At 36.7% G+C, this 14,351-nt stretch carries 10 protein-coding genes; all 10 read right to left on the bottom strand.

Annotated features, from left to right (window positions below):
• Positions 1-244: 244 nt before the first annotated feature.
• The 10 genes from NST77_RS05580 to ftsY all read right to left on the bottom strand — a co-directional run bounded on the left by NST77_RS05580 (position 245) and on the right by ftsY (position 14,205).
• Positions 245-2,911, bottom strand: a complete 2,667-nt coding sequence (locus NST77_RS05580) for a VWA domain-containing protein (RefSeq protein ID WP_341122781.1) — start codon at positions 2,909-2,911, stop codon at positions 245-247.
• Positions 2,912-2,984: 73 nt separating this feature from the next.
• Complete coding sequence (locus tag NST77_RS05575) at positions 2,985-4,757, bottom strand: vWA domain-containing protein (protein WP_341122780.1); 1,773 nt, start codon at positions 4,755-4,757, stop codon at positions 2,985-2,987.
• 34 nt (positions 4,758-4,791) lie between these two features.
• Positions 4,792-5,652 carry a DUF58 domain-containing protein gene (locus tag NST77_RS05570; RefSeq protein ID WP_095329156.1) on the bottom strand — a complete coding sequence of 287 codons (861 nt, stop codon included), beginning with the start codon at positions 5,650-5,652 and terminating at the stop codon, positions 4,792-4,794.
• Positions 5,649-6,659: an AAA family ATPase gene (locus NST77_RS05565; RefSeq protein WP_095329155.1), complete on the bottom strand. Its 1,011-nt coding sequence runs from the start codon at positions 6,657-6,659 to the stop codon at positions 5,649-5,651. Before NST77_RS05565 ends, NST77_RS05570 begins: the two co-directional genes overlap by 4 nt.
• Positions 6,660-6,667: 8 nt before the next feature.
• Positions 6,668-8,251 (bottom strand): hypothetical protein, encoded by a 1,584-nt coding sequence (locus tag NST77_RS05560; protein ID WP_095329154.1) that lies wholly within the window; start codon positions 8,249-8,251, stop codon positions 6,668-6,670.
• A 7-nt stretch (positions 8,252-8,258) separates the two neighbouring features.
• Positions 8,259-9,104 (bottom strand): ABC transporter permease, encoded by an 846-nt coding sequence (locus tag NST77_RS05555; RefSeq protein ID WP_095329153.1) that lies wholly within the window; start codon positions 9,102-9,104, stop codon positions 8,259-8,261.
• Complete coding sequence (locus NST77_RS05550) at positions 9,101-10,033, bottom strand: ABC transporter ATP-binding protein (protein ID WP_341122779.1); 933 nt, start codon at positions 10,031-10,033, stop codon at positions 9,101-9,103. Before NST77_RS05550 ends, NST77_RS05555 begins: the two co-directional genes overlap by 4 nt.
• Positions 10,030-12,357 (bottom strand): hypothetical protein, encoded by a 2,328-nt coding sequence (locus NST77_RS05545; protein WP_341122778.1) that lies wholly within the window; start codon positions 12,355-12,357, stop codon positions 10,030-10,032. Before NST77_RS05545 ends, NST77_RS05550 begins: the two co-directional genes overlap by 4 nt.
• 446 nt (positions 12,358-12,803) lie before the next feature.
• Complete coding sequence (locus NST77_RS05540) at positions 12,804-13,070, bottom strand: hypothetical protein (protein WP_095329150.1); 267 nt, start codon at positions 13,068-13,070, stop codon at positions 12,804-12,806.
• A gap of 145 nt (positions 13,071-13,215) precedes the next feature.
• Complete coding sequence (gene ftsY, locus NST77_RS05535) at positions 13,216-14,205, bottom strand: signal recognition particle-docking protein FtsY (RefSeq protein WP_047939970.1); 990 nt, start codon at positions 14,203-14,205, stop codon at positions 13,216-13,218.
• Between the last annotated feature and the right edge of the window lie 146 nt (positions 14,206-14,351).

The raw sequence follows: 14,351 nt of genomic DNA, 5'->3' as shown, positions 1-14,351 counted from the left end.
GAGAGCTCTTCTCTATTACCCTTTTCTCTGCTTCACACCGTTTTCGGTCACAGAGAGCTCTTCTCTATTACCTTTTTCTCCGCTTCACACCGTTTTTGGTCACAGAGGGTACTTCTCTATTACCTTTTTCTCTTATTTCCCCTTCTTTCGGTCACAGAGAACTCTTCTTTATTACCCTTTCCACCTCAAAAAACTAACTGCAGACAACCAATAAAGTTTGTCTGCAGTCTTATAACAATCTGATTCATCGCTTTTTCTTCCGCTTCATTTCTAATAATTGTTCCAAATGATTTTCGCTGTCTACCTTTTCCGTCTTTATCTTCTCTCGCGGTTTTTCTTGCTTTTGTTTCGGTTCTCTGCTTGAAACATCTTTTTTGAAAGTAACTGGTCTTTCTTTAGGTGCTGCACCTTTCTTCTCGATAGAAGGTATTCGACTCTTTTGACGCTTACCTCTTTTTCTCTTTTCAAAGACAGGGAAAAATTTCACTGGTAATCCAAGTCTTCGAATAGCAATTTCGAAAAATAGAAGCAGGAAGCTAATTAACAGCAAGATTTCGGTAATCTCCTGCTTTTGTTTAACTGGTTCCTTCAACGGACGAAACGCTTGTGATTCTTTCTCCAGCTGAGATCCGTTAGTTATCGCCAGAAGCTCAGCAAGCTTTTCTTTATTTGCTCCGGTAATTAAATATTCGTCTGAATAGGGAACGGTAAATCCTGATTGGTAAACAGTAACGTTTCCGTCCTCATCTGTTTGTTTGACATGAATAAAATAAAGACCAGGATCATTGCCAACATCCACTTCATATTTTCCAGGAGCGAGCATTTTAGTATTTCCTTCCACCGTTTCTCCTCTTTCGGAGATAATGGTTGTTTCAATCGGAAGCATTGATAAGTGATCCGCTGTTATCGATAGATAGGTTCTGTCCTTCGCTTTTTCAACAGATAAAGAATATGCCTCCGAATCGTACTGTGGCAAGGTTTTTGCGACCATTTTTGTCATAAAACTACTCCATTGGTTCCAACGCGCCCAATCTCCTGCCCACATGCCATTTACGTCAGAAGTGAAAGCTATTGCCTTTCCTAGACCGTATTGCCATTCCGCTAGAATAGGATCTTTTTTTGTACTCTCAATTGGAACGATGCTTTCTGATTTTGGCGTTGTGGCGATATAGGCATTCATTTCTGGTACCCCTTTACTAAACAGGGAATCCCACCCATAACCAGACTTTATTTGGGGATAAAACGGATTATCCTCAATATAAGTTTTTGTCGCCATAACGGTTTCTCTTGATAGAATCGAAGGAATTACCGAAGAATCCTGTACATCATAAAAACGTCCAGCTCCCATTTCCGCTAATTTTTCTAATAAATTCCGATCTGCATCCGCCCCCAAAGCCACCGTCGAAATTGTAACATTTTTCTTACTGCCATTATTAATTAACTCCTCATAATTATTATTCGTTGCGGATTGTCCATCTGTTAGCAAAATAATATGTTTTCTTTTTACATCTAAATCACTGATTTGCTCATAGGCTTCCAGTAATGATCCATAAATTTCGGTTCCGCCGCCAACTGGGACAGAACGAATCTTATCTACAACTTCCTCTTTATTATTCAAAGGTTCAGGTTCTACGATCACCCATGGCTTATCATCAAAAGCTATAAATCCTAATGTATCTGTCTCTTGAAGCAATTCAACAGTCCGTGCTGCTGCTTCTTTTGCTAACGAAAATTTCGATCCGTCCATACTTCCAGAGCGGTCTAAAACAATCATTAATGCTAGTGAGGGCATTTCCTTTTTCCCTTTTATATCCATATCAACAGGCAATAGTTTTTCGATAGGGGTTTGGAAATATCCTCCTAATCCAAAGCTATTTTCTCCACCTGTCATGAGAAAACCGACGCCAAAGTCTTTCACGCTTTTTTCAATAAGACTCATTTGCTTTTCCGTAATATCTGTTGCTGCAATATTATTAAAAATAATCGACTGATAATTCAAATAGCCAGAAAGCACAGTAGGAAGCTGAATAGAGGAACGAACCTCTACTTTATATCCAGCAGCTTCTAATGCTTGAACAAATGATTCATTGGGGCTATTTTGCACTACTAAAATTTTCGGAATGGTTTTAACCATATTGACAACCTGAAGCTTATTATTTTCAGCATAGGCATCATTCATTAGATCAACTTCTGCTTTATATGTTACCAAGCCAGTCTGTTTTACAGGAAACTGAATAGGGATTACATTTGTACCTTCTTTCACTTTGATAGACTTTGAAACAATTTTATGATTATTTTCATAAAAATGAAGTAAGCCCGTTTTCGCCTTATTACTTTCAATGGTTACAGAAACATTTGCTTGTTCCCCTTCAAATAAAGTAGACGGCACTTCTACATCTGTAACAGCAGTATCTTCATATAAAGAGGGTTCAAGCAGCACAGTGTCTAATTCAATGGAGCGGTTTTTTAATAATTTTGCCGCTTCGGTAAGATTCCCCATCGTCTCGTTCCCGTCGGTAAACAGTATAATCCTACCGCCGCTATTATTGGAAAAAACACTGCTGGCAAGGTTAAGCGCCCCTTCAATATTTGTGTGGTCTTTGCCTAACTCCTCATTCCATTTAGAAAAACGAAGTTCCTCTTTGCCCATCATTTGCTCTATAGTTGTTTTTTCTCCGAAGGAAAGTACACTATAGAGATCTTTTTCCTTTTTATATCGCAAGCTTTTTTCCAGCCATTCAAGCTGCTGCTCTCCTGCATCTTGTACACTTGCACTGCGATCCATCAGAAAAACAACTTGGTTTTCTTTTTGCGGCAGAACTATTTGTGGAATGGCAAGCGCAAGGATTAATAAAGCAAAAATCAAGCTTCTTAAAAAGAGAATAACTTGTCTTTCTTTTCTATTTGACATCGTCCTTGACTGTTTCCAATATCGATAAAGAAGAAAGATAATAGGTAGAAAGATTAATAGAATGAATGGGTATTTAAACTCTATCTGCACGTCGGTACACCTCCCATTCCATACATAAAATGATCAGCGCAAGCAAGCATAAAATATACCAGAACCAATCATTCTGCGTTTTTGTCATTTCATTGCCTATTAGTTTATCTTCATTTAGAACAAACGACTTTTGCGTAGCAGTCGTCTTCTCTCGATCATCGAGATTTACGGAAAAATATAGAATTTCAGAGCCATTTGTCAATTGATAAACACCAGGCAGCTTAGGTGCTTGAAAACCATCATCCAACGAGAAGGTTCTCACTAATTGGTCGCTTTCATTATAAATATCCCACTCTGTTTCTTTGCTTGTTAAATGAATGGTCCGCGATTCTAATGGCTGAAAATCACCTACATAATTGGATTGAGAAGAAAGCCATTGATACATATTATATAAAAAGATCGGAAAACTTGGATGTAATGGCCAATCACTATCTTTTAAGTCAAATTGAATAGCTATAGCGGGCTGATTATTCCATTCGCCTTTTTGAATTAACGGCAGTTCTCCACTTTTAACAATAGGTTTCATCGTTTTCATTGTCTGCTTCATTGCACTTGCGATAAAAACATCCTTCATATCGACATGTAAAAGTAGTTCATCCTCACTTGGTTCTATCACTGTTTGCACTTCTTCTTTTTTTCCTCCTGTAAAGAAGAAAACAAATGGACCTTCGATGTGTTCGGGTAACGCAGACCCAGATAATAGGAAAATACTATCCTTTTTGGTGAGAAAATCTTCTTTATTCTCCATTTGGATAACTTGAAGCCCAATCGCCTCAAATCCTTTTACCAAAAAAGGATTCATTTCATTATCAGTATAAATAGTTGTTGCCTGTTTATTTAATACAGCGGTTTGCATATTATCAACTGCAAAATCATCTGAAGTATTAAGTTTAGCATCGTAATAAGATTTCTCAGGAAGCTCGTTTATCGCAATTACTTTTCTTTCCTTTGGCTTTAATTCAATATCTTGTTGATAAAGTACTGTTTTTTCACTTTCAACTTGAAAAGGTATGGTTTTATGGGAATCAGTTTGATTTTCCACCATTGCAACACCCGCTACTTTATCGGCATTTTTTGATACACCAAAAGATAAAATCGAAATATTTTCTGCTTTTTCCTGCTCTTGATTATGTACTTTTACATAAAAAGAATCGATATTTTTTATCCTTTCCTTCTCCAGCCCATCCGAAAAAATATGAATGGCCGTTTTACCCTCTTTCGCTAGACTTGCCGTCAGCTCTGTTGCACTTTGCCAGTCTTCATGTGTATAGGAAAGTTCTAACCCTTTAATTGCAGCACTTATTTTATCGCGCTCTGACTCATTATGCAGAAGTATTTGAGGACGATCATTTACCTCTAAAATCGTAACGGCTTGATTTTTCTGAAGACCTTTCATCATTTCGAGTGCTTCTTTTTTACTATCTTCTAAACGGTTAGAGCTACTACCATTCGCGGCCATCGAAGCCGAGGTATCAAATAAGAATATAATTTGCTCCCCTTTCATCGTTTCTTTAGCAAAATATGGTCCTACTAATGCAAACATCAAGAATAGCAAGCATAGAAGCTGCAGCCAGAATAGAACATTATTTTGCCATTTATGAAACCAGGAGGATGCCCTCATTTCCTTAAGAACTTCCTCCCAAAGTAAATTGGAGGGGATAGTTTGTTTTGTATATTTTTTGCGAAAAAAATATATTAGGATGAATAATCCAATAAAAATTAGCAGCAAAAAATAATAAGGTTGTGCTAAATGCATTTTGTCTCTCCTTTTGGCTCGTAATGAAAAAGAATTATTGAACCAATCCAGCAAACGCCAGTTCACGTAAGATAATCGTTTGGATATCTAGTTTATCGCTGATTTGGCAATAACGGATTCCATTTGTGGCACAAAGAACTTCTAGCTCTTGATTATGCTGATCGAGTCTTTTTTTATAAAGTGTTTTAATCGAGCTATTTAGACTTACATCCACTGTTTTTCCATTTTCACTATCGACTAATTGTATGTCACCAGATAGATTCGGATGAATCTCGCTCTCACTTAGTAATTGAATCAGCCATATTTGCTGATTGCGGTATTTTAATCGTTTAAAACTTTCCTCAAATAATGGCAAAGCTTCTAAACCGTCTGTTATCAAAATAATCATTTGTGTCGGCGCTTTTATAGAACTGCTTAATGATTGTGTGAAGCTTTCATTAATCGTCTGCTCCTTTACATCAACAATCTCATAAAAGGTTCGTTTATTATGAACTGAACCTTTGCGATGAAAGGAATGATTTGTAGAAACAACAGAAAAACTCAGTCTATCTTCATGGGATAATGTGATATAAGCTAAGCTTGCCGCTAATTCTCTTGCTAGCTCCCACTTGGAAGGTATTTGTTTCATTGAGGCAGTCCCATCAAGGAAGATACTAACTGATATCTCCTTTTCATCTTGAAATCTTTTAATATATGGCTTATTTGTTCGGCCAAAGACATTCCAATCGATTTGGCGAATATCATCACCAGGATGATAGATTTTATAATCAGCAAAATCCAAGGAGGTTCCGTGAATATGAGATTTTCTTCGACCATTCTGCATTCCTGCACCCTTCGTCGAAACTTGCAGTCTTTTTCGATTCATTCTTGCTAATAAGGAATGATAGTTCTTCATCGTCCCTTCCCTGCTTCAATGCGTAATGTTTTTTCCAAAATATCTTCCATAATTTGATCAGTCGTAACGCCCGCAATTTCCCCTTCAAAATTAAGCAAAATTCGATGTCTAAACACTGGTAGTGCCGCATAACGCAAATCTGCCATGGAGACATGCAGTCTTCCAGAAGCTAATGCTCTTGCTTTTGCCATGGTTACTAAGGACTGCAGTCCCCTCGGACCACTTCCTGCCTGAATATACTTATTTCCTAATTCTGTCGCATCCTCCGAACCAGGATGAGTGGCAGAAACAATATTGACAGCAATATCTAAAATATCATCCGCAACGAGAATTTGTTTGACAAGACTTTGTAAATGAAGAATATCCTCTACAGAGGCAACACGCGTTAATACAGTTGACTCCGTTCCAGTAGTCTTTTTAATAATGGCTTTTAGTTCTTCTTTTGACGGATAAGTAACATGCAATTTACATAGAAACCGATCTAACTGAGCTTCCGGCAATGGATAAGTTCCCTCCATATCAAGGGGATTTTGTGTTGCCAAAACAAAAAATGGCGCTGCTAATTTTTTCGTTTCCCCCATAATGGTGACTGTTTTCTCCCCCATCGCTTCCAATAAAGCACTTTGCGTTTTCGGTGTTGCACGGTTAATTTCATCTGCAAGAACAATATGCTTAAATAAAGGTCCTTCATGAAAATGAAATTGTTGTTTTCCTTTATTATCAGGCTGCAGCACCATCGTACCAGTAATATCTGCCGGCATTAAATCTGGCGTAAACTGAATTCGCGCGAAGGATAAGTCCAAGACTTCCGAAATAGTTCGAATCATCATCGTCTTTCCAAGACCTGGAAGTCCTTCTAAAAGTACATGTCCACCTGCCAGCATACACCAAAGTACCTCATCAGTAATTTTTTCCTGTCCGACAATGAATTTGCCAATCTCCTCTTTCACCTTTTTAAGCAAAGCCTCTGCTTGGATAAAATCCTGTTCCACTAGTTCTTTTTCCATCTTTTCCCCTACTTTTCATTTGGTTTGATATCAGTAAAATAGTTCTTTACAATATTTTCTAAGTCATTTGGCAATTTATATCTTGAAGTACTTTCCCTGTAAGAAGCTTCATATTCTGAAAATACCTGTTCATACGGACGAATATTCCCTTTTAAAACTGGACCCTCCCCTTCTGTCATCTGACCTTGCTTGCCATTGCCTAATTTACCTGAATCCACTTCGACATTATCTTTTCCAACCACTTTTTCCGGTACTGTTAATAACTCTCTGCTACCGCTTCCGAATCCAGCTCCTGAGCCATTCCCATTCCCTGATCCACCAGCACCATTGCCTGAACCTGAACCCGAACCTGAACTGGAATCAGAGCCATTTCCAGAGCCTGATCCTGATCCATTACTATTGCCTGAACCAGTACCCGAGCTGGAAGAATCATTATTTCCATTTGTTGAATTGCCCTTATCATTCTTCCCTTGCTGACCACTGGTAGTTGTCTCTCCTGAGGAAGTTGTATCATTATTACTGGAGCCTTTGGCAACCGTACGAGACTTAGGGATCGTTATTCCATTTGCTAGACTTTCATCCTCCAGCTTCTTCCCAACCTGAGCAAGTTCTGTTTGCACAGTTTCTAATTGTTGCAGCAATTCCTCATTACTCAGCAATTCATCCATTTGCTTTAATAGCTGTTGAAACTGTTCTTCTGATAATTGCTTATTTGCACCTGTCAATTGATTGAGAGCATCTTTTTGTTGATCTGTTAATCGTTTATATTGTTCGTTTGCTTTTTGTAATTCCTTCTGTACTGCTTCCTTATCTTTCTCTGAGATAGCCTTAGAGAGAGACTTCAAACCAGTCTCATTCAGCATCGATTCTATCTGTTGGCGTTCCTTGCTCTTCTCTTGGATCTTTCTCTTTTGCAACTGAAGCTCTTTCGCTTGTTTTTCCAATTCTGCAAAGGTTTTTTCTACCGTGTCCTTCTTTTCTAATTGCTTTTGGATTTGTTTTAGCTCTTTTCTCACCTGTTTATCTGTTTCTTTTTTTATCGCTTTTTCTAATTCCTTTTCCGCTTTAGCGATCGTTTTTATCTCATTCTCTTTTTTCTTGGCAGCTTCCATATTAGCTGATGGAAAAAACTGTAACAGCAGACAAATGATGAAACATACCATTCCTGAAAGAATAAATTTCGGATAAATATATCTTTTCTTTCGGCTTAATACAGCTAATTGTTTCTCTGTCATTTGCGCTATCGCTTGTTTTACAACTACTTGTTCGACCGCACCTTCACTATGTAGATAGGAAAAGGCCGTCGTTGCATAATCATCGGCAACAAATTGATTATATAGTTTTACCGCTTGTTTTTCTGTTGGCCATTTTCTCCATAAGCGAATGAGAAAGATGGAAACACCAACACAAAACACCGCGAAGAGATAGTACAACAAAAAAGGCAGAATAAAAAGATACGCCATTATGGAAAGGAGGAGAAATCCTCCTCCTAAAAGTGCTAGTAATAGGCATAGCTCTTTTGCAAGCAACTCTCTAGCAATAGATTTTCTTACTGGTTTGAGCAATTCCTTATACTGCTGAAGATTTTCCATAAACTTATCAACTTCCCTTTTTCATATTAGCACGTAAATTACGAACACTAATTGTTAATGACAATGCAATCACAATACAATAAGTAATAAGATGGGCAGCCCAAATCGGAAACTTAATGCCTGTCAATTCTTTAATTTGTTCAGAAACAGTTGGTTCAAATATATCTGCTAGCACAATACCAGGATTAAACATGGCACTAAAGTATACAGAAGGTACTTTTGCAGGAGTCGAAGCAGCATGAATATTCGCTATTTGAAAAAGAATAAGAGAAATAACTGCCGTTCCAGCCACAATAAATAACGCAACACTATAGGTTGTCACCATACTAACAATTGTTTTGCGTATGAGGGTTGAAAATAAAACCCCGAAACTGCCAATGACAAGCATTGTAAATAAACTGAAGAAAAATACTTGTGTTAACTGCGTTGGCGAAATCCCCCCATATAAAAACACAAAACTGTATATCGGAAGACTTGCTAAAATTAATAGTACTAAGTACGAAATGGACGAAAGCAATTTGCCGAGAATAATTGTAAAGCTGCTTTGAGTGGTTGTTAAAAGAATACTTAAGGTTTGTCTTTCCCTTTCACTACTAATCACCCCACCTGTCAGTCCTGGTGTAATAAATAAAACTAATCCTAATTGAACAAACGCCAAAAACATAAACATCAAGCGGCTCTCCTGCGGCTTAAAAAATCCATTTGGGCTCGAGGTTCTGAGTACATACATTAAAGCAACCATCAGCAAGGTAAGCGCAAGTAGATAAAACAGAATTCCGACAAACGTTTTTCCTGAACGAAAACGTAGCTTTAACTCTTTATTTAATACTGGATTCATGAAATAAGCTTTCAAAAGAATTCAACCTCCTTTGTAATCTCCATAAAGACATCCTCTAAATTGCTCTCCATTTCTGAAAAACTAATAATCGGAATTTCTTTTTGAATCGCTGTTTTTAATAATTCTTGCTGCGCTTTATCTCCACCTTTAAAGAGGAACTGAATTACTTTGCCATCTTCCAGCACTTCTATCTTTGAAATTCGTGGACTTTCCTCCAAAAATTCAATCGTTTTTTGTATATCAAATGTTTTTACACTAATGATTTTTTCACTCTGTAATTGCTGTTGAATAGCTGAAACCGTTCCTTGTGCCACTAATTTTCCTTGATCCAGAATTCCAATGACATCACACATTTCTGCTAGTTCTGGCAAGATATGTGAAGAGATAAGAATAGTCTTTCCCATATTCTTTAATTCTTTTAAAATCTCCCGCATTTCAATGCGTGCCCGTGGATCCAATCCAGATGCTGGCTCGTCTAGAATAAGAACTGCTGGATCATGGATTAAGCTTCTCGCAAGACAAAGTCTTTGTTTCATTCCTCGCGACAAAAGATCAACATATTCTTTCCGCTTATGAGAAAGATTTACTAGCTCTAACAGCTGCGGAATTAACTTTTCTCTTTGCGCAGCTGAAATCCCATAGCTAGCACCATAAAAATCTAAGTATTCTTCTGCTTTTAACTGATCATAAACACCAAAGAAATCAGGCATATATCCTAACTGTTTTCTAACCTCTTTCGGCTGTTTAATAATATCAGCCCCATTTATCGTTGCTGTTCCAGAAGTAGGTGCTAATAAAGTAGCAAGAATAGAGAAGGTCGTAGATTTACCAGCTCCGTTCTGGCCGACAAACCCAAACACACATCCTGCTTCAATCTGTAAATCTAATGGTTCAAGTGCTGTAAACTTTCCATACTTCTTGGAAAGACCTTTAATTTCTATCATTCTTTTATCTCTCCTTTCACCTTAACAGATGGCAATTGCATGTATGGGTCACCATTTGTTGCTTTATTCACCTTCAGCGTAATTTTTCTATTTTCATCCAAATAGTCTGCAATCTTTTGTTTCTCCAATTTGAAAAGATTTTTTACTTCTTCATAATTTCCTGTGCGTTTATTATAAATACTGTACTTCACACCTGGAGTTCCGCTTGCTTGTATCGTAATAGATTCAAAAGCAATCGAGCTATCTTCATAAGATTTCGGAATTCCAAGTGTATAGAGATACTCCCCATCTTCTAACGTAAAATCATTTTCTTGGAAATTCTGATTATAGACAGTTCCTTTAATTACTGCTAGTTTCTGGTACATATCTCCTTCATTCAAGGTAAAAGGCCCAGGAAAATTATTGGCTATTGTAAAAGGCTCCATTATTAAATTAGTGCTGTTCTTTGTTACCTTTCCACTTGTTAAACCAACCTTGATGATATCCTCATTTGTAATTCCAATTAATAATGGATCTCCAGTTGTCACAGTCTTAAAATACTCCGTATTCAACACCAATCCTGAAGCAACTAATTCTCTATATTCATTTAAATCATTTCCATTGTAATCATAAACATAGGAACCTTGATTCGAATCAGATGGTTTAGAAAAATACTTATGCTTACGAGAAACCTTAATTTTTTTTGTTTCTCCAGCAGCAAGCGAACCTAATTCGATTTTTTCCGTTCCCGACCATATAAATAGGTTGGAGAAATCATATGGAAAATGATTGGTTATGGAACCAGTAATCTCTTTTTCTGTTGTTTCAAACTTATGACTGAATCCACCTTCTACCGGGATACTGGACTTGCCGTACATAGTACGACTGGACCAATACTCTACATCCGGAAAAATCATTTCATTCTTTTTTATTTTTTCCTTGGTAACGGCCTTCATCTGTAATTCTCCATATCCTGCAAAAGGAATAGGAGTATACAAATTTTTATCATACATTAACGTAAAATCACCAGATTTATTCGATAAAAGAGTTGTAGCTTGATATCCAGATAAATAGTTATTGCTATATTGATAGACACCCATTTCATTAAATTGCGGATTTCTTATTTTATCCTTTGCACCCGTTAGGAACACTGCAATCGATAAAAGAATCGATAAGCTCGGAATAATCCACCAAGCATGCTCTCGTTTGTCGATTCTTTTTAACACGACGTATAAAATCGGCACAATAACGAGCAAATAACCTGCCAAAATAATTAATAAGATACTTGTGGATATAGTAGAGCTCTCGAAATATTCATTTGCCTGCACAAAACTATTATAAAGATCACCAATCGGGTTACTGTTATATTGAGAATTATTGGCATGCTGCGAACTTTCAGCTAATAGTATTTTTTCTACCCAACTATTAAATCCGGACCAGCCAAGAAAACTGGGATCACTAAGTGAAAAGGAAGCTTGTATAATTTTTCCTTCACCGAGCTCCTTTTTCGCAATAATCGGCTGGTCATTATGTAAAACAATTGCTTCTGCGCCTTCTATTAAGGTAGATTGATAACCATCTATTTTCGCTTGCTGTTTATTTTTTGTGTCTAGAACCGCCAAGGAAAAAGCTTCTTTTTTGCCAAGTGCTAGCGGCATCGATGTTTCTAACTGACCGTATGCTTGCTTTCCATTTGGTTGTGCACCAGTAATCAAAATACCTCCATTTTCAATCCATTTTTTTATTGCTTGCTGCTGCTCATCCGTTAATTCACTCAGTGAAAATTGATCAACCAGCAGATAGCTTATTGTTTCAAGCGCTAATGCCTGATCAGGTATTTCTTCTTTGATCATTTCCGTTGTATAAATGGAATTACTAGGCAGCTTTCTTAAATCTTTAAATTTATCATATTGATCAGTAAGTATACCTAAAGCCTGTTCAGGGATAAGATTTACCCTCACTTCTTTTACTCCAGTAAAAGTTACTTCATCGCCATTCTGCCAACTTCCGCGATATAATTTCATCTTTTTGTTAGCATAGTCTGTATCAGAAGAAATCCCAGGGATTGTGACCATATAGGTCTTCTTACTATTTGCCGGTATATCGACAGATACTAATGTTTGTCCTCCCGCTTCATAGCTTGGAGAATAGGGAATTAATAAATCTCCTTTAAAGTCTTCTCCACTATTTTCCAGTATAATTTTTAATTGAAATCCTTTTCCATCCATTACCTTACCAGCAAATCCAGCCTCTGTTGTGATTTTTATGGTGTCAGTAGAAGCGGCATTTGCTTCTTTGACAATAAAAGTAGTGGCCAATAACAAGATAAAACATATAATTATCACTTTTTTTACTTTTCGCAAACTTTGTTTCCCCCATTTTCTATTTTTTGGTTCTAATTAATTAACGATTGGCAGTGGTTTCCACCCTACAGTAAATACCAAAAATATCATAATGTAATTTTACACTATTTAGAGCATTTTATACATATGTTTTTTGGATATTACTTAATACTTGCCTCTCCTTCATTAGACGAAGAGACTGTTAGAAATGTTTTATGTATTGGAAGCTATTTTTGGAAGCATAAAAAAACTTCTGTTAACCTTTGAACAGAAGTTTGAGTTTAATATTGTTTTATAATTATCAGTGTTAGTATTTTTGTAAAATAGTCCAAAGTGTAGATAAACTCATGTATTTTAGAATTGTCGACAACCTGTAGTATTTTTTTGTAAAATATTCATTTCGCTTTCATTCAATCTTTAAAGGCAATTCAACTAACTTTGAACATATGCTAGTTTAAATGAAAAAGGATAAGGATACTGGATGGAATCGCTATTAAAATTGCACCAATTATTTTCATGCGCAGGCCTGATAAGCTGCTTAAAAATAGGTTTTCTTCTTCTATCGTGAGCAGATTTTCTCCTTCTGCTTCTTTGAATTTTTTTGCTGGCAAGGAATCACCTAGTCGAGCATAAGCATGATGCTGAACAAGATGGCCTTTTACTGTTAAGACAACGCCTCCAATAAGAATAAGCAAAACAACGCTTTGAATAATCAAACGTTTTCCCTCCGAAAAAAAAGATATTACTTTTATTATTCTTCTTATCCTTATTTTTATTACGTCTTTGCAATAATTTAACATTCATTTACAAAAAAAGATGTCGTAAAGCTTCCTTAACGACATCTTTCCAAGCTACTCACTGTTACTCTTCGCTTTGCTCTACTAAGTTTGAAAATAAACCATAGACATATTTTTCTGGATCGAAGCTTTGGAGATCGTCCATTTTCTCACCTAAACCAACAAATTTAACTGGAATATGTAATTCGTTTCGGATTGCTAATACAATTCCACCCTTTGCTGTTCCGTCTAATTTTGTTAGCACAATGCCACTTACATTTGTTGTTTCTTTAAATGTTTTAGCTTGCACTAATGCATTTTGTCCAGTAGTTGCATCTAGCACGAGTAAAACTTCGTGCGGAGCACCTGGGACCTCTCGTTCAATTACTCGCTTTACTTTTTCTAATTCCTTCATTAAATTGACTTTATTCTGCAATCTTCCAGCTGTATCACAAAGAAGAATATCTGCTTGACGAGACTTAGCAGCCTGTACAGCATCAAACATAACTGCTGCTGGATCAGAGCCTTCTGTATGTTTAATGACATCCACACCGACGCGCTCTCCCCATACCTCCAGCTGTTCGATTGCTCCAGCACGGAAGGTATCGCCTGCAGCAAGCAAAACTTTTTTTCCTTCTTCTTTATACTTATGAGCAAGCTTACCGATGGTCGTTGTTTTCCCTACTCCATTTACGCCAACAAACAAGATCACAGTTAATCCTTCTGCTTGCATATTAATCGTAGAGGATTGATCTTCCCCGTTCTGATAAATAGCAACTAGCTTTTCGGAAATTACATCTTGTACTTCTTTTGGATCTTGGATGTTTTTTCTTTTTACTTCTTTTTTTAGCTCATCAATTAATTCCATGACTGTTTCGAAACCAACATCTGCTCCAATTAAAATTTCTTCCAGCTCTTCAAAAAAATCTTCATCTACTTTTCGATAACGTGACACAAGTTCATTCACTTTTTCGGAAAAGTTATTTCTCGTTTTCGATAAGCCTTCTTTAAACTTCTCCGTTACAGTTGTAGTCTGCTGAGACATTTTTTCTTTTAACTTTTTAAAAAAGCTCATTATTATCCCTTCTTTCGTTACAAAATATGGTTATGTACATGTAAAAACTATTTATAAGTAAACATTAAAAGTTTCCAAGGCCTTAACTTTACAGAGTAATAGGCCTCGGAATTGAAATAAGAAATAGTGTTTTTTAAAACGTATTA

This window comes from Niallia sp. FSL W8-0177, assembly GCF_038006285.1.
GTDB lineage: Bacteria > Bacillota > Bacilli > Bacillales > Cytobacillaceae > Niallia > Niallia circulans_A.
Note: the sequence above shows the minus strand (reverse complement) of the source record. Positions and strands in the feature narration are given on the sequence as shown.